Annotated in this window: 16 protein-coding genes and 1 tRNA gene; all 17 read left to right on the top strand. The window is 66.4% G+C overall.

What is annotated here, in order from left to right; all coding sequences use genetic code 11:
* The first annotated feature begins 11 nt into the window (after positions 1 to 11).
* Complete coding sequence (gene secG / locus H6927_14590) at positions 12 to 461, top strand: preprotein translocase subunit SecG (protein ID MCP5219326.1); 450 nt, start codon at positions 12 to 14, stop codon at positions 459 to 461.
* Between the two features lie 129 nt (positions 462 to 590).
* Positions 591 to 675, top strand: a tRNA-Leu gene (locus tag H6927_14585).
* Positions 676 to 734: 59 nt separating this feature from the next.
* Positions 735 to 1,094: an NADH-quinone oxidoreductase subunit A gene (locus tag H6927_14580; protein MCP5219325.1), complete on the top strand. Its 360-nt coding sequence runs from the start codon at positions 735 to 737 to the stop codon at positions 1,092 to 1,094.
* A 36-nt stretch (positions 1,095 to 1,130) separates the two neighbouring features.
* The gene (locus H6927_14575; GenBank protein MCP5219324.1) at positions 1,131 to 1,610 is read left to right on the top strand and encodes an NADH-quinone oxidoreductase subunit B; all 480 of its coding nucleotides are present in this window, start codon (positions 1,131 to 1,133) and stop codon (positions 1,608 to 1,610) included.
* Between the two features lie 4 nt (positions 1,611 to 1,614).
* Entirely contained in the window at positions 1,615 to 2,223 is a 609-nt protein-coding gene (locus H6927_14570) for an NADH-quinone oxidoreductase subunit C (protein MCP5219323.1), read from the top strand.
* Positions 2,224 to 2,250: 27 nt separating this feature from the next.
* The gene (locus H6927_14565) at positions 2,251 to 3,504 is read left to right on the top strand and encodes an NADH-quinone oxidoreductase subunit D (GenBank protein MCP5219322.1); all 1,254 of its coding nucleotides are present in this window, start codon (positions 2,251 to 2,253) and stop codon (positions 3,502 to 3,504) included.
* Positions 3,501 to 4,025, top strand: a complete 525-nt coding sequence (nuoE, locus tag H6927_14560; protein ID MCP5219321.1) for an NADH-quinone oxidoreductase subunit NuoE — start codon at positions 3,501 to 3,503, stop codon at positions 4,023 to 4,025. Before H6927_14565 ends, nuoE begins: the two co-directional genes overlap by 4 nt.
* Entirely contained in the window at positions 4,022 to 5,374 is a 1,353-nt protein-coding gene (nuoF, locus tag H6927_14555) for an NADH-quinone oxidoreductase subunit NuoF (GenBank protein MCP5219320.1), read from the top strand. Before nuoE ends, nuoF begins: the two co-directional genes overlap by 4 nt.
* Before the next feature lie 24 nt (positions 5,375 to 5,398).
* Entirely contained in the window at positions 5,399 to 7,513 is a 2,115-nt protein-coding gene (locus H6927_14550; protein MCP5219319.1) for an NADH-quinone oxidoreductase subunit G, read from the top strand.
* The gene (nuoH, locus tag H6927_14545) at positions 7,510 to 8,586 is read left to right on the top strand and encodes an NADH-quinone oxidoreductase subunit NuoH (protein ID MCP5219318.1); all 1,077 of its coding nucleotides are present in this window, start codon (positions 7,510 to 7,512) and stop codon (positions 8,584 to 8,586) included. The genes H6927_14550 and nuoH overlap by 4 nt, the downstream gene beginning before the upstream one ends.
* 18 nt (positions 8,587 to 8,604) lie before the next feature.
* Positions 8,605 to 9,114, top strand: a complete 510-nt coding sequence (gene nuoI / locus H6927_14540) for an NADH-quinone oxidoreductase subunit NuoI (GenBank protein MCP5219317.1) — start codon at positions 8,605 to 8,607, stop codon at positions 9,112 to 9,114.
* A gap of 24 nt (positions 9,115 to 9,138) precedes the next feature.
* Positions 9,139 to 9,813: an NADH-quinone oxidoreductase subunit J gene (locus tag H6927_14535; protein MCP5219316.1), complete on the top strand. Its 675-nt coding sequence runs from the start codon at positions 9,139 to 9,141 to the stop codon at positions 9,811 to 9,813.
* Entirely contained in the window at positions 9,810 to 10,118 is a 309-nt protein-coding gene (gene nuoK, locus H6927_14530; GenBank protein ID MCP5219315.1) for an NADH-quinone oxidoreductase subunit NuoK, read from the top strand. Before H6927_14535 ends, nuoK begins: the two co-directional genes overlap by 4 nt.
* A 10-nt stretch (positions 10,119 to 10,128) precedes the next feature.
* Positions 10,129 to 12,150, top strand: a complete 2,022-nt coding sequence (nuoL, locus tag H6927_14525) for an NADH-quinone oxidoreductase subunit L (GenBank protein MCP5219314.1) — start codon at positions 10,129 to 10,131, stop codon at positions 12,148 to 12,150.
* A gap of 19 nt (positions 12,151 to 12,169) precedes the next feature.
* Positions 12,170 to 13,648: an NADH-quinone oxidoreductase subunit M gene (locus H6927_14520; protein ID MCP5219313.1), complete on the top strand. Its 1,479-nt coding sequence runs from the start codon at positions 12,170 to 12,172 to the stop codon at positions 13,646 to 13,648.
* A gap of 10 nt (positions 13,649 to 13,658) precedes the next feature.
* Positions 13,659 to 15,146 carry an NADH-quinone oxidoreductase subunit NuoN gene (gene nuoN, locus H6927_14515; protein ID MCP5219312.1) on the top strand — a complete coding sequence of 496 codons (1,488 nt, stop codon included), beginning with the start codon at positions 13,659 to 13,661 and terminating at the stop codon, positions 15,144 to 15,146.
* Positions 15,146 to 15,451: a DUF2818 family protein gene (locus tag H6927_14510; protein ID MCP5219311.1), complete on the top strand. Its 306-nt coding sequence runs from the start codon at positions 15,146 to 15,148 to the stop codon at positions 15,449 to 15,451. Before nuoN ends, H6927_14510 begins: the two co-directional genes overlap by 1 nt.
* Positions 15,452 to 15,457 lie beyond the last annotated feature (6 nt).

Raw genomic sequence — 15,457 nt, 5'->3', positions numbered from 1 at the left:
ATTGAATGGGACTGAACTTCGTATTGAACCTGGTGCTGGTGCTGCAGATCGTCTCGGCCCTGGCCATGATCGGCCTGATCCTGATGCAGCACGGCAAGGGCGCCGACATGGGCGCCGCCTTCGGCAGCGGCAGCTCGGGCAGCCTGTTCGGCGCTTCGGGCAGCGCCAACTTCCTGTCGCGCGCCACGGCGGTGCTGGCCACGGTGTTCTTTGCCTGCACGCTGGCGCTGGCCTACTTCGGCTTCAGCATTCGCAGCAGCGAGCCCACCGGCGGCAGCGTGCTCGAGCGCGCGGCCGTGACGGCACCGGCCACCACGGCATCGCAGGCGCCGGCGGCTCCGTCCACGGGCCCCGCCGCCGGCATTCCGGCCACCGTGCCGGCTGCCGCCGCGGCCAGCGCCAGCGTGCCGGCCGCACCGGCCGTGCCGGCCTCGGGCGCGGCGCAGATCCCGACGCGTTGACGCACCGCAAAAGTGGCCTGCATGCTTGGACGCTTGCGGGATCCGGACATTTTTCAGGGTAAACTCTTACAGTTGTCCGTAGCGTGTTTTGCAGGTGGTTGCGACCACCCGAAACCTCGGGACGACAATGCCGTCGTGGTGGAATTGGTAGACACGCTATCTTGAGGGGGTAGTGGCGAAAGCTGTGCGAGTTCGAGTCTCGCCGACGGCACCAGACATGCAAGGGTCAGGGCTCCAGAATCGGGCACCTGGCGCCGCAACCGAGAGCGCACGATGAACCTGGCCGACTACCTTCCCGTTTTCTTGTTCATTCTGGTGGGTCTGGCTGTCGGAGCCCTTTGTCTCGGAATGGGGGCCTTCCTGAAGCCCCACAAGGCCGACCCGGCCAAGAACTCTCCCTACGAATGCGGATTCGAAGCCTTCGAGGACGCACGCATGAAATTCGACGTGCGCTACTACCTCGTGGCCATCCTGTTCATCCTGTTTGACCTCGAGATCGCCTTCCTCTTTCCCTGGGCGGTGACGCTCAAGGAGGTGGGCCCGACCGGCTTTGCCGCCGTCGTCATCTTCCTGACGATCCTGGTGGTGGGCTTTGTCTACGAATGGAAGAAGGGAGCTCTGGACTGGGAGTGAGGGACTCGTCCCAACTCGGCTTCAGGAAATACGCTCATGAATGAACAGTTTCAGCAAAAAGGCTTCGTGTTGACCGGCATCGATGCCGCGATCAACTGGGCCAAGACCGGCTCCCTGTGGCCGGTGACCTTCGGCTTGGCGTGCTGCGCCGTCGAGATGATGCACGCCGCCGCCGCCCGCTACGACATCGCGCGCTTTGGTGCCGAGGTGTTTCGCGCCAGCCCGCGCCAGTCCGACCTGATGATCGTTGCCGGCACGCTGTGCAACAAGATGGCGCCGGCGCTGCGCCGGGTGTACGACCAGATGGCCGAGCCGCGCTGGGTCATCTCCATGGGCTCGTGCGCCAACGGCGGCGGCTACTACCACTACAGCTATTCGGTGGTGCGCGGCTGCGACCGCATCGTGCCGGTGGACGTGTACGTGCCGGGCTGCCCGCCCACGGCCGAGGCGCTGCTCTACGGCATCATTCAGTTGCAGCAGAAGGTGCGCCGCACCCACACGATCGCGAGGGTGTGACACCATGGCCGAACATGCCATTGCGCCCGAGGCGCTGAAGGACAAGGTGGCCGCCGCCCTGGGCGCGCTGGCGCAAAGCGTGACGGTGGCGCGCGGCGAGGTCACGCTGATCGTGGCGGCCGAGCACTACGTGCAGGCCATGACGGCGCTGCGCGACGCGCCGGCCTGCCGTTTCGAGCAGCTGATCGACCTGTGCGGCGTGGACTACTCCACCTACGGCGACGGCGTCTGGGAGGGCCCGCGCTTCGCGGTGGTGGTGCACCTGCTGTCGGTCAGCCTGAACCAGCGCGTGCGGGTGCGGGTGTTCTGCCCCGACGACGAGTTTCCCGTCATTTCGTCCGTCGAAGGCCTGTGGGCCGCGGCCAACTGGTTCGAGCGCGAGGCGTTCGACCTGTTCGGCATCGTGTTCGAGGGCCACGCCGACCTGCGCCGCATCCTGACCGACTACGGCTTCATCGGCCATCCGTTCCGCAAGGACTTCCCGCTCTCGGGCCACGTCGAGATGCGCTACGACGCCGAGCGCCAGCGCGTGATCTACGAGCCCGTCACGATCGAGCCGCGCGAGGTCGTGCCGCGCGTGATCCGCGAAGACAACTACGGGGGATTGCACTGACGCGCGCCGCGCGTCTGGTTTTGACCCATGGCAGACATCAAGAACTACACCCTCAACTTCGGCCCCCAGCACCCGGCCGCGCACGGCGTGCTGCGCCTGGTGCTCGAGCTGGACGGCGAGGTGGTGCAGCGCGCCGACCCGCACATCGGCCTGCTGCACCGCGCCACCGAGAAGCTGGCCGAGCACAAGACCTTCATCCAGTCGCTGCCCTACATGGACCGGCTGGACTACGTGTCGATGATGTGCAACGAGCACGCCTACTGCCTGGCCATCGAGAAGCTGCTGGGCATCGAGGTGCCGCTGCGTGCCCGGTACATCCGCGTGATGTTCGCCGAGATCACGCGCCTGCTCAACCACCTGATGTGGCTGGGCTCGCACGGCAACGACTGTGGCAGCTCGACCATCCTGATCTACACCTTCCGCGAGCGCGAGGACCTGTTCGACATGTACGAGGCGGTGTCGGGCGCGCGCATGCACGCGGCCTACTTCCGTCCGGGCGGGGTGTACCGCGACCTGCCGGACGCCATGCCGCAGTACAAGCCCAGCAAGGTGCGCTCGACGCGCAGCCTGGCCGCCATCAATGCCAACCGCCAGGGCTCGCTGCTGGACTTCATCGACGACTTCACGCAGCGTTTTCCCAAGCTGGTGGACGAGTACGAGGTGCTGCTGACCGAGAACCGCATCTGGAAGCAGCGCCTGGTGGGCATCGGCGTGGTCACGCCCGAGCGCGCGCTCAACCTGGGCCTCACGGGTCCCATGCTGCGCGGCTCCGGCATCGCGTGGGACCTGCGCAGGAAGCAGCCCTACGAGGTCTACGACCAGCTCGACTTCGACATCCCGGTGGGCAAGACCGGCGACAGCTACGACCGCTACCTGGTGCGCATCGAGGAAATGCGCCAGTCCAACCGCATCATCCAGCAGTGCGTGGCCTGGCTGCGTGCCAACCCGGGCCCGGTCATCATCGACAACCACAAGGTGGCCCCGCCCAAGCGCGAGCGCATGAAGTACGGCATGGAGGACCTGATCCACCACTTCAAGTTGTTCACCGAGGGCATGCACGTGCCCGAGGGTGAGGCCTATGCCGCGGTCGAGCACCCCAAGGGGGAGTTCGGCATCTACCTGATCAGCGACGGCGCCAACAAGCCCTATCGCCTGAAGATTCGCCCGCCCGGATATGTCCATCTGGCCGCGTTCGACGAGCTGTGCCGGGGGCACATGCTGGCCGACGCCGTGGCCATCATTGGCACGCTGGACATCGTGTTTGGAGAGATCGATCGATGAGCGCAACCGTTGCCGACGCGCCCGTGGCGGCGCTGTCCGAGGCCACGCGAGCGCGCTTTGCGCGCGAAGTGGCCAAGTACCCGGCCGACCAGAAGCAGTCGGCCGTGATCGCCTGCCTCACCATCGCCCAGCAGGAGCAGGGCTGGGTCAGCCCGGCGATGGAAAAGGCGGTGGCCGAGTACCTGGGCATGCCGCCCATGGCCGTGCACGAGGTCACCACCTTCTACAACATGTTCAACCAGCAGCCCGTGGGCCGCTTCAAGCTGAACGTGTGCACCAACCTGCCGTGCCAGTTGCGCGGTGGTGCGCAGGCGCTGGCCTATCTCGAGAAGACGCTGGGCATCGTCGACGGCGACACCACGCCGGACGGCCTGTTCACCCTGCAGCACTGCGAGTGCCTGGGCGCCTGCGCCGATGCGCCGGTGATGCTGGTCAACGACCGCAGCATGTGCAGCTTCATGAGCGACGACAAGCTGCAACAGCTGGTCGACGGCCTGAAGGGCGCGGAGGTGGCGCCATGAAGGTCGAGCAGGTGTTGTCGCAGTTTGCCGCGCAAGGCGTGGAAACCTGCTTTCACGGCCGCCACATCAACCCCCAGATCTACGCCGGGCTGGATGGCACCAACTGGCGCCTGAAGGACTACGAGGCGCGCGGCGGCTACCAGGCGCTGAAAAAGCTGCTGGGCAAGGACGGCGGAGGCGGCATGACGCCCGAGCAGCTGATTGCCATGGTCAAGGAGTCGGGCCTGCGCGGGCGCGGCGGCGCGGGTTTTCCGACCGGCCTGAAGTGGAGCTTCATGCCGCGCCAGTTTCCGGGGCCAAAGCACCTGGTGTGCAATTCGGACGAGGGCGAGCCCGGCACCTGCAAGGACCGCGACATCCTCATGTTCAACCCGCACATCGTGATCGAGGGCATGGCCATTGCCGCCTACGCCATGGGCACGAGCGTGGGCTACAACTACATCCACGGCGAGATCTTCCAGGTCTACGAGCGCTTCGAAGAGGCGCTGGAAGAAGCGCGTGCCGCCGGCTACCTGGGCGATCGCATCCTGGGCAGCGACTTCAGCTTCCAGCTGCACGCCTTCCACGGCTTCGGCGCCTACATCTGCGGCGAGGAAACCGGCCTGCTCGAATCGCTGGAAGGCAAGAAGGGCCAGCCGCGCTTCAAGCCGCCGTTTCCGGCCAGTTTCGGCCTCTACGGCAAGCCCACCACGATCAACAACACCGAGACCTTTGCCGCGGTGCCCTGGATCGTGCGCCACGGGGGGCAGGCCTACCTGGAGTGCGGCAAGCCCAACAACGGCGGCACCAAGATCTACTCGGTCAGCGGCGACGTCGAGCGCCCCGGCAACTACGAGGTTCCCATGGGCACGCCCTTTGCCAGGTTGCTGGAGCTGGCCGGCGGCGTGCGCGGCGGGCGCCAGCTCAAGGCCGTCATTCCGGGTGGCTCGTCGGCGCCGGTGCTGCCCGCGTCCATCATGATGGACTGCACCATGGACTACGACAGCATCGCCAAGGCCGGCTCCATGCTGGGCTCGGGCGCGGTGATCGTGCTGGACGACTCGCGCTGCATGGTCAAGTCGCTGATGCGTCTGTCCTACTTCTACATGCACGAGTCCTGCGGCCAGTGCACGCCCTGCCGCGAGGGCACGGGCTGGCTGTGGCGCGTGGTCGAGCGCATCGAGAACGGCCACGGCCGCCAGCAGGACATGGACCTGCTGGATTCGGTGGCCGGCAACATCATGGGCCGAACCATCTGCGCGCTGGGCGACGCGGCGGCCATGCCCGTGCGTGGCATGCTCAAGCATTTCCGGCACGAATTCGAGCATCACGTCGAGCACAAGTGCTGCGTGGTGCCTGCCTACGTCTGAAGCGGGGCCGGTTGGAAGAATCTCATGGTTGAACTCGAAATCGACGGCAAGAAGGTGCAGGCGCCCGAAGGCAGCATGGTGATCCAGGCTGCGCAGGAGGCCGACATCTACATCCCGCACTTCTGCTATCACAAGAAGCTGTCCATCGCCGCCAACTGCCGCATGTGCCTGGTGGACGTGGAAAAGGCGCCCAAGGCGGTGCCGGCCTGCGCCACCCCGGTGACGCAGGGCATGATCGTGCGCACCAAAAGCGCCAAGGCCATCGCCGCGCAGAACGCGGTGATGGAGTTCCTGCTCATCAACCACCCGCTGGACTGCCCGGTGTGCGACCAGGGCGGCGAGTGCCAGCTGCAGGACCTGGCCGTGGGCTACGGCTGGTCGGCCTCGCGCTACGACGAGGAAAAGCGCTCGGTCAAGCCCAAGGAGGTGGGGCCGCTGATCTCCATGAAGGAGATGACGCGCTGCATCCACTGCACGCGCTGCGTGCGCTTCGGCCAGGAGATCGGCGGCATCATGGAGTTGGGTATGTCCAACCGGGGCGAGCATGCCGAGATCGAGACCTTCGTCGGCAGTTCGATCGACTCGGAGCTCTCGGGCAACATGATCGACATCTGCCCGGTGGGCGCGCTCACCAGCAAGCCCTTCCGCTTCAGCGCCCGCACCTGGGAGATGGCGCGCCGCCGCAGCGTCAGTCCGCACGACTCGACCGGCGCCAACCTGATCATGCAGGTCAAGAACAACAAGGTCCTGCGCGTGGTGCCGTTCGAGAACGAGGACGTCAACGAGTGCTGGATCGCCGATCGCGACCGCTTCTCGTACGAGGCGCTCAACGGCGCCGAACGCCTGACCAAGCCCATGCTCAAGCAGGGCGGCCAGTGGCAGGAGGTCGACTGGCAGACCGCGCTGGAATACGTCGCCAACGGCCTGCACGACATCCGCGCCCAGCATGGCGCCGGCGCCATCGGCGCGCTGGTCAGCCCGCACAGCACGCTCGAAGAGCTGTTCCTGGCCGGCCGCCTGGTGCGCGGGCTGGGCAGCCAGAACATCGACCACCGCCTGCGCCACACCGAATTCGCCGCTCCCGAGGGCGTGCGCTGGCTCGGCACCTCGATCGCCGCGCTGGGGCAGTTGCAGGCGGCGCTCGTCGTGGGCTCCAACCTGCGCAAGGACCACCCGCTGTTCGCCGCGCGCATCCGCCAGGCCGTGCGTCACGGCGCGCAAGTGGCGGCGCTCACGTCGCCGGCGCTGCTGCGCGAGGCCGACGCCTGGGCCATGCCGCTGGCGGCGTCGTCGCTGGGCGAGCCCGGGCAGTGGCCCCAGTTGCTGGCCGACGTGGCGGCGGCCGTCGCGGCGGCCAAGGGCGTTTCGGCACCGGCGGCGGGCACGGTCAGCGAGGCCGCGCAGGCCGTGGCCAAGGCTCTGCTTGCGGGCGAGCGCAAGGCGGTTCTGCTGGGCAACGCGGCGGCGCAGCATCCGGCCGCCAGCAGCCTGCTGGCGTTGGCCCAATGGATCGGCGAGCAGACCGGCGCCAGCGTGGGCTACCTGACCGAGGCGGCCAACACGGTGGGCGCGCAGGTGGTGGAGGCGCTGCCGGGATCCGGCGGCCTGAATGCCGCGCAAATGCTGGCCGGCGGCCTGAAGGCGGCGCTGCTGCTGAACTGCGAACCGGGGCCCGACACGCGCGGCGTGCCGCTCACCGGCTGCGACATGGTGGTCACGCTCAGCCCCTTCAAGACCAACCTGGACATCAGCGACGTGCTGCTGCCGATCGCCCCGTTTTCCGAGACCTCGGGCAGCTTCGTCAACGCCGAGGGGCGGGTGCAGAGCTTTCACGCCGTGGTGGCGCCGCTGGGCGACACGCGCCCGGCCTGGAAGGTGCTGCGCGTGCTGGCCGACATGCTGGAGGTCGTGCAACCGGCCTTCCAGAGCACGCAGGAGGTGCTGGCCGAAGCGCTGGGCGGCACGGTGGCCGAGTTCGTCGCGGCCGAGCGCCTGGACAACCGCACGCGGGCGGCGATCGACGTGACGGCGCGGCCGGTCACCTTGGCGCCCGTGGGCATCTACCAGCTCGATGGCCTGGTGCGCCGCGCGCCGTCGCTGCAAGGCACGACCGACGGACGTGAGGGAGCGGCCGCATGATCGACGCGATTTACAACGCCGGACTGGGGCTGCTGGCCAGCCCCTGGTGGACCGGCATCGTCTGGCCCGTGATCTGGGCCCTGATCAAGATCGTGGTGGTGCTGGTGCCGCTGCTGGTGGCCGTGGCCTACCTGACGCTGTGGGAGCGCAAGCTGCTGGGCTGGATGCAGGTGCGCCTGGGTCCCAACCGCGTCGGCCCGTGGGGCCTGCTGCAGCCGATTGCCGACGCCGTCAAGCTGCTGACCAAGGAAATCATCCGGCCCACGGCGGCCTCCAAGGGCCTGTTCCTGCTGGGCCCGGTGCTGGCCATCATGCCGGCGCTGGCGGCCTGGGTGGTGGTGCCCTTTGGCCCTGAGATGGCGCTGGCCAACGTCAACGCCGGCCTGCTGCTGGTGATGGCCATCACCTCGATCGAGATCTACGGCGTGATCGTCGGCGGCTGGGCGTCCAACTCCAAGTACCCCTTCCTGGGCGCGCTGCGCGCCTCGGCGCAGATGGTCAGCTACGAAATCGCCATGGGCTTTTGCTTCGTGATCGTGCTGATGGTCTCGGGCAGCCTGAACCTGACCGACATTGTGACCGGGCAGGGCAAGGGCATGGCCGCCAGTGCCGGCTGGACCTTCCTGTCCTGGAACTGGCTGCCGCTGCTGCCGGTGTTCTTCATCTACCTGATCTCGGGCGTGGCCGAGGTCAACCGCCATCCGTTCGACATGGCCGAGGGCGAGTCCGAAATCGTGGCCGGCCACATGGTCGAGTACTCGGGCATGGGCTTTGCCATCTACTTCCTGGGCGAATACGCCAGCATGTGGCTGGTGTCGATCCTGGCCGTCATCATGTTCCTGGGCGGCTGGATGGCGCCGGTGGTGTGGCTGGATTTCATCCCGGGCTGGATCTGGCTGGGCATCAAGACCTGCGTGGTGGTGTCCATGTTCATCTGGTTTCGCGCCACCTTCCCGCGTTTTCGTTACGACCAGATCATGCGGCTGGGCTGGAAGGTGTTCATCCCCGTGACGCTGATCTGGCTGCTGCTGGTGGGCGCGTGGATGCACAGCCCGCTGAACATCTGGCACTGAACCACGGGAGATTGAGTCATGGCTTCCGTTACCGCTTCCCCATTTTCACTGCGCGACTTCCTCAAGAGCTTCATGCTCGTGGAGCTGTTCAAGGGCATGGTCCTGACCGGGCGCTACGCGCTGTCGCGCAAGGTGACCATCGAGTATCCCGAGGAAAAGACGCCCTTGTCGCCGCGCTTTCGCGGCCTGCACGCGCTGCGCCGCTACGACAACGGCGAGGAGCGCTGCATCGCCTGCAAGCTGTGCGAGGCGATCTGCCCGGCGGTGGCCATCACCATCGAGTCGGCCGAGCGCGACGATGGCTCGCGCCGCACCACGCGCTACGACATCGACCTGACCAAGTGCATCTTCTGCGGTTTCTGCGAGGAGAGCTGCCCGGTCGACTCGATCGTCGAGACCCACATCCTCGAGTACCACGGTGAAAAGCGGGGCGACCTGTATTTCACCAAGGACATGCTGCTGGCCGTGGGCGACAAGTACGAGCCCGAGATCGCCGCCGCCCGCGCGGCCGACGCCAAGTACCGCTGAAGGCGCCCAACCCCGCACACGACCATGGACGTCAAGACCGCCTTTTTCTATCTGTTCTCGCTGGTGATGCTGTTTTCGGCATTCCGCGTGATCACCGCGCGCAACCCGGTGCACGCGGTGCTGTTCCTGATGCTCGCCTTCTCGCAGGCCGCCGGCGTGTGGCTGCTGCTGCAGGCCGAGTTCCTGGCCATCGTGCTGGTGCTGGTGTACCTGGGCGCGGTGATGGTGCTGTTCCTGTTCGTGGTGATGATGCTGGACATCCACATCGACAGCATCCGGCAGGGCTTCTGGCGCCACTTTCCGCTGGCGCTCGTCATCGGCGCGGTGATCACGCTGGAGATGGCGGCGGTGCTGTTCGGCGGTTTCCGCGTGAGCGAGGCGCGACCCATGCCCGACACCGTCGCCCAGGTGGCGGGGCAGGTGGCGCAGGTGTCCAACACCAAGGAGCTGGGGGTGCTGATGTTCACGCAGTACCTGTACCCGGTGGAGATCGCCGCCGTCATCCTGCTGATCGCCATGATCGCGGCCATTGCCCTGACCCTGCGCGAACGGCGCAAGGACAACAAGGCCATCGATGCGTCGCTGGCGGTGCGCGTGCGCCCGCGCGACCGCGTGCAGCTCGTCAAGCTGGCGTCCACGCAAGCTCCCGTTCCCGCCCCGGCAGCGCCGGCTGCCCCCGCCGAGGAGGTGAAGAAATGACCCTGTCACTGGCCCATTACCTGACGCTGGGCGCCATCCTGTTCGCGATCTCCATGGTCGGCATCTTCCTGAACCGCAAGAACCTGATCGTGCTGCTGATGGCCATCGAGCTGATGCTGCTGGCCGTCAACATGAACTTCGTGGCCTTCTCGCACTACCTGGGCGACATGCATGGCCAGGTGTTCGTGTTCTTCATCCTGACCGTGGCGGCCGCCGAGTCGGCCATCGGCCTGGCCATCCTGATGCTGCTGTTCCGAGCCCGGACGAACATCAACGTCGACGAACTCAACGCGTTGAAGGGCTGAGGGACAAGCGATGAGTCAAACCCTGTCCACGGCGGCCCTGCTGACCGTTCCCCTGGCGCCGCTGGCCGGCGCGCTGATCGCCGGCATCCTGGGCACCGCCTTCGGCGGCAACCGCATCGGCCGCACGGCCTCGCACACGGTCACCATCGGCGGCGTGCTGATCGCCTTCATCGTCTCGGCCCTGGTGCTGCGCGACGTGATCGGCGGCGCCACGTACAACGCCACCCTCTACGAATGGATGACGGTGGGCAAGCTGAAGATGGAGGTCGGCTTCCTCATCGACAGCCTGACGGCGACCATGATGTGCGTGGTGACCTTCGTGTCGCTGATGGTGCACATCTACACCATCGGCTACATGGCCGAGGACGACGGCTACGACCGCTTCTTCTCCTACATCGCGCTGTTCACCTTCTCGATGCTGATGCTGGTGATGAGCAACAACTTCCTGCAGCTGTTCTTCGGCTGGGAGGCGGTGGGCCTGGTGTCCTACCTGCTGATCGGCTTCTGGTTCCAGCGCGAGTCCGCCATCTTCGCCAACCTCAAGGCCTTCATGGTCAACCGGGTGGGCGACTTCGGCTTCATCCTGGGCATCGGCCTGGTCGCCGCCTACGCGGGTACGCTGAACTACGGCGAGACCTTTGCCCAGGCGCCGGCGCTGGGCACGATCGTGTTTCCGGGCACCGACTGGCTGGTGGTCACCGTGATGTGCATCTGCCTGTTCATCGGCGCCATGGGCAAGTCGGCGCAGTTCCCGCTGCACGTGTGGCTGCCCGACTCGATGGAAGGCCCGACGCCGATCTCGGCGCTGATCCACGCCGCCACCATGGTGACGGCGGGCATCTTCATGGTGGCGCGCATGTCGCCGCTGTTCGAGTTGTCGGACACGGCGCTCAACTTCGTGATGGTCATCGGCGCCATCACCGCGCTGTTCATGGGCCTGGTGGGCGTGGTGCAGAACGACATCAAGCGCGTCATCGCCTACTCCACGCTGTCGCAGCTGGGCTACATGACGGCGGCGCTGGGCGCCTCGGCCTACTCGGCCGCGATCTTCCACCTGATGACGCACGCCTTCTTCAAGGCGCTGCTGTTCCTGGGCGCGGGCTCGGTCATCCTGTCCATGCACCACAACCAGGACATCCGCTGGATGGGCGGGCTGCGCAAGTACATGCCCTGGACCTGGATCACCTTCCTGGTGGGCACGCTGGCGCTGATCGGCACGCCGTTCTTCTCCGGCTTCTACTCCAAGGAATCGATCATCTCCGCGGTGCACGCCAGCACGCTGCCGGCCACGGGCTTTGCCTATTTCGCGCTGGTGGCCGGCGTGTTCGTCACCTCGCTGTACTCGTTCCGCCTGTATTTCCTGGTCTTTCACGGTCCCGAGCGCTACGACCAGAACCCGGACGCGCACCATGACGCGCATCATGGCGAGCACGGCCACGATCACGGCGGCAAGCCCAAGGAGCAGCCCGCGGTGGTCTGGGTGCCGCTGGCGCTGCTGGCCATTCCCTCGGTCGTCATCGGCGCGATGACGCTGATGCCCATGCTGTTCGGCGACTTCTTCGCCAAGGCCATCACGGTCGATGGCGCGCGCCACCCGGCGATGGCCGCGCTGGCCGAGGAAATCCACGGCTGGTGGGCCATGGGCCTGCACGGCCTGACGGCGCTGCCCACCTGGCTGGCGCTGGCCGCCGCGGTGCTCAGCTACTACCTGTACATCGTCAACCCGGCGCTGCCGACGCGCATCAGGAAGATGTTCGGGCCCGTCTACACGCTGCTGGACAACAAGTACTACATGGACTGGCTCTGGATCAAGGTCATCGCGGGCGGCCTGCGCAAGCTGGGTGTCGGCCTGTGGAAGGGCGTGGACGCCGGCCTGATCGACGGCGCGGTGGTCAACGGTTCCTGGCGCCTGGTGGGCTGGAGCGCCGGCGCCTTGCGCTGGCTGCAGTCGGGCTACCTCTATCACTACGCCCTGGCGATGATCCTGGGCCTCTTCGTGCTGATGACGTACTTCGTCTGGCTCGCCCAATAAGCAAGAACGGGATAAGAACATGGGATGGTTGAGCCTTGCCATCTGGACGCCGATCGTGATTGGCGCCCTGCTGCTGCTGTTCGGAAAGGACAGCCAGGTGACGCTGGTGCGCTGGATCGCGCTGCTGGGGTCGGTCGTGAGCTTCCTGGTCACGCTGCCGCTGTACACCCGCTTCAAGCTGGGCACGGCCGACATGCAGTTCGTCGAGAACGTGCCCTGGGTCGAGCGCTTCAACGTCAACTACCACCTGGGCGTCGACGGCCTGTCGGTGTGGTTCGTGCTGCTGACGGCCTTCATCACCATCATCGTGGTGATCGCCGGCTGGGAGGTGATCCAGCGCCGGGTCAACCAGTACATGGCGGCCTTTCTGATCCTGTCCGGGATCATGATCGGCGTGTTCTGCGCGCTGGACGGCATCCTGTTCTACTTCTTCTTCGAGGCCACGCTGATCCCGATGTACCTGATCATCGGCGTGTGGGGCGGGCCCAACCGGATCTACGCGGCGTTCAAGTTCTTCCTGTACACGCTGCTGGGCTCGTTCCTGATGCTGGTGGGCTTCATCTACCTGTACGCCAAGTCGGGCGGCAGCTTCGACATCGCGGCGTGGCAGCAGCTGCCGCTCTCCGGCACGGCGCAGACGCTGCTGTTCTTCGCGCTGTTCGCGGCCTTTGCCGTCAAGGTGCCGATGTGGCCGGTGCACACGTGGTTGCCGGATGCGCACGTGGAGGCGCCCACCGGCGGCTCGATCGTGCTGGCGGCCATCATGCTCAAGCTGGGCGCGTACGGCTTCGTGCGCTTTTCCATGCCCATCCTGCCCGACGCCTCGCGCCAGTGGGCCTGGCTGATGATCGCGCTGTCGCTGATCGCGGTGATCTACGTCGGCCTGGTGGCGCTGGTGCAAAAGGACATGAAGAAGCTCGTCGCCTACTCGTCGGTGGCGCACATGGGCTTCGTCACCATGGGCTTTTTCATCTTCAACGACCTGGGCATCTCGGGCGGCCTGGTGCAGATGATCGCGCACGGCTTCGTGTCGGGCGCCATGTTCTTGTGCATCGGCGTGCTGTACGACCGCCTGCACACGCGCGAGATCGCGGCCTACGGCGGCGTCATCAACGTCATGCCGCGCTTCGGCGTGTTCGCGCTGCTGTTCTTCATGGCCAACTGCGGCCTGCCGGGCACGGCCGGCTTCGTGGGTGAGTGGATGGTCATCCTGGCCACCGTGCGCGCCAACTTCTGGCTCGGCCTGCTGCTGGCCACGGCCCTGATCTCGGGCGCCGGCTACAGCCTGTGGATGTTCAAGCGCGTGTATTTCGGCGCCGTCACCAACGACAACGTGCGCCACAAGATGCCCGACATCAACTGGCGCGAGTACAGCGCCCTGGCCCTGCTGGCCATCGCGGTGCTGTGGATGGGCCTTTATCCCAAGCCCCTGACCGACGTGATGGAGGCCTCGGTGGCCAAGCTGGTGCAGCAGGTGCACGTCTCCAAACTGAACTGAGAACCCGAACATGATTGACCGATTCAGTTGGATGGCCGTCTATCCGGAGATCGTGCTGCTGGCCATGACCTGCGTGGTCACGCTGGTGGACCTGCTCGACCGCGGGCCGCGCCGCCTGGCCGCCTACTGGCTGTCCAACCTCACCCTGGTGGTGCTGGTGGCGCTGACGGCGATGTATGCGCTCAATGGCCAGACCGTGTACGGCTTCGGCGGCATGGTCGTCAGCGACGTAATGGCCGACTGGCTCAAGTGCTTCTCGTCGCTGGCGGTGCTGGTGATCTTCATCTACAGCCGCACCTACGTGGGCCAGCGCGGCATGCTGCGCGGGGGCGAGTGGTACGTGCTCAGCCTGACCTCGCTGCTGGGCGTGTTCATCATGTGCTCGGCCAACAACTTCGTGCTGATCTACCTGGGCCTCGAATGCATGGCCCTGTCGGCCTACGCGCTGGTGGCGCTGCGGCGCGACCACGTGGTGTCGGTCGAGGCGGCCATGAAGTACTTCGTTCTCAGCGCCATGGCCTCGGGCTTCCTGCTCTACGGCCTGTCCATGCTGTACGGCGCCACCGGCACGCTGGACATCGGCGGCGTGTTCAAGGCCGTGGCCTCGGGTCAGGTCAGGCACCAGGTGCTGGTGTTCGGCCTGGTGTTCGTGGTGGCCGGCATGGCCTTCAAGTTCGGCGCCGTGCCTTTCCACATGTGGATTCCGGACGTCTACGAAGGCGCGCCCACCTCGGTCACGCTGATCGTCGGCAGCGCGCCCAAGCTGGCGGCCTTCGCCATGGCGATCCGCCTGCTGGTCGAGGGCCTGCTGCCGCTGGCGGCCGACTGGCAGCCCATGCTGGCGGTGCTGGCGGTGGCCTCGCTCATCATCGGCAACGTGGCGGCCATCTCGCAGACCAACCTCAAGCGCATGCTGGCGTACTCCACCATCTCGCACATGGGCTTCGTGCTGATGGGCCTGCTGGCCGGCGTGGTCAACGGCAACGCGCAGCTGGCGGCCAACGCCTACAGCTCGGCCATGTTCTACGCCGTGGTCTACGTGCTGACCAACCTGGTGAGCTTCGGCATCATCCTGCTGCTGGCGCGCGACGGCTTCGAGAGCGAGAACATCGCCGACTTCGCCGGCCTGAACCAGCGCAGCCCGTTCTACGCCGGCCTGATGGCGATCTGCCTGTTCTCGCTGGCCGGCATTCCGCCGCTGGTGGGCTTCCAGGCCAAGCTGTCGATCCTGCAGGCGCTCATCAGCACGCAGCAGCCGGCCCTGATCGGCCTGGCGGTGTTCGCCGTCGTGATGGCACTGGTGGGCGCGTTCTATTACATCCGCGTGGTCAAGGTCATGTACTTCGATGCGCCGGCCAGCACCGAGCCCATCCAGGCGCCGCTGGACATGCGCGCCACGCTGTCGGTCAACGGCGCGCTGCTGCTGATCCTGGGCCTGGTGCCCGGCGCGCTGATGGCCCTGTGTGCCCAGGCCGTCGTGCAGATGCTGGCCACCTGATGACGCCCGACGTCAGCATCTGGCTGGTCATCGTGCTGGCGCTGGTGGCCGCCAATCTTCCGTTCGCCAACGAGCGCCTGCTGGCCGTGGTGCCGCTGCCGGGCCGCCACAAGGCGCTGGGCTGGCGCGTGCTCGAGCTGCTGGTGTGGTACTTCGTCGTCGGCGCGGTGGGCATGGCGCTGGAGAAGTCGGCCGGGCAGAACTACCCGCAGGGCTGGGAGTTCTACGCCGTCACCGGCTCCCTGTTCGCCACCCTGGCGTTTCCCGGTTTCGTCTACCGCTACCTGGTGCGCCACAAGAGGTAGGGCGCC

The organism is Burkholderiaceae bacterium, assembly GCA_024235995.1.
In the GTDB taxonomy this organism is placed as follows: Bacteria; Pseudomonadota; Gammaproteobacteria; order Burkholderiales; family Burkholderiaceae_C; genus Ottowia.
The sequence above is the reverse complement of the archived record's forward strand: the minus strand, read 5'-3'. Positions and strand labels throughout refer to the sequence as shown.

Coding starts and splice junctions, on each gene's coding strand:
- H6927_14580 (MCP5219325.1), top strand. CDS start 735: ATGAACCTGGCCGACTACCTTCCCGTTTTCTTGTTCATTCTGGTGGGT.
- H6927_14575 (MCP5219324.1), top strand. CDS start 1,131: ATGAATGAACAGTTTCAGCAAAAAGGCTTCGTGTTGACCGGCATCGAT.
- H6927_14570 (MCP5219323.1), top strand. CDS start 1,615: ATGGCCGAACATGCCATTGCGCCCGAGGCGCTGAAGGACAAGGTGGCC.
- H6927_14565 (MCP5219322.1), top strand. CDS start 2,251: ATGGCAGACATCAAGAACTACACCCTCAACTTCGGCCCCCAGCACCCG.
- nuoE (MCP5219321.1), top strand. CDS start 3,501: ATGAGCGCAACCGTTGCCGACGCGCCCGTGGCGGCGCTGTCCGAGGCC.
- nuoF (MCP5219320.1), top strand. CDS start 4,022: ATGAAGGTCGAGCAGGTGTTGTCGCAGTTTGCCGCGCAAGGCGTGGAA.
- H6927_14550 (MCP5219319.1), top strand. CDS start 5,399: ATGGTTGAACTCGAAATCGACGGCAAGAAGGTGCAGGCGCCCGAAGGC.
- nuoH (MCP5219318.1), top strand. CDS start 7,510: ATGATCGACGCGATTTACAACGCCGGACTGGGGCTGCTGGCCAGCCCC.
- nuoI (MCP5219317.1), top strand. CDS start 8,605: ATGGCTTCCGTTACCGCTTCCCCATTTTCACTGCGCGACTTCCTCAAG.
- H6927_14535 (MCP5219316.1), top strand. CDS start 9,139: ATGGACGTCAAGACCGCCTTTTTCTATCTGTTCTCGCTGGTGATGCTG.
- nuoK (MCP5219315.1), top strand. CDS start 9,810: ATGACCCTGTCACTGGCCCATTACCTGACGCTGGGCGCCATCCTGTTC.
- nuoL (MCP5219314.1), top strand. CDS start 10,129: ATGAGTCAAACCCTGTCCACGGCGGCCCTGCTGACCGTTCCCCTGGCG.
- H6927_14520 (MCP5219313.1), top strand. CDS start 12,170: ATGGGATGGTTGAGCCTTGCCATCTGGACGCCGATCGTGATTGGCGCC.
- nuoN (MCP5219312.1), top strand. CDS start 13,659: ATGATTGACCGATTCAGTTGGATGGCCGTCTATCCGGAGATCGTGCTG.
- H6927_14510 (MCP5219311.1), top strand. CDS start 15,146: ATGACGCCCGACGTCAGCATCTGGCTGGTCATCGTGCTGGCGCTGGTG.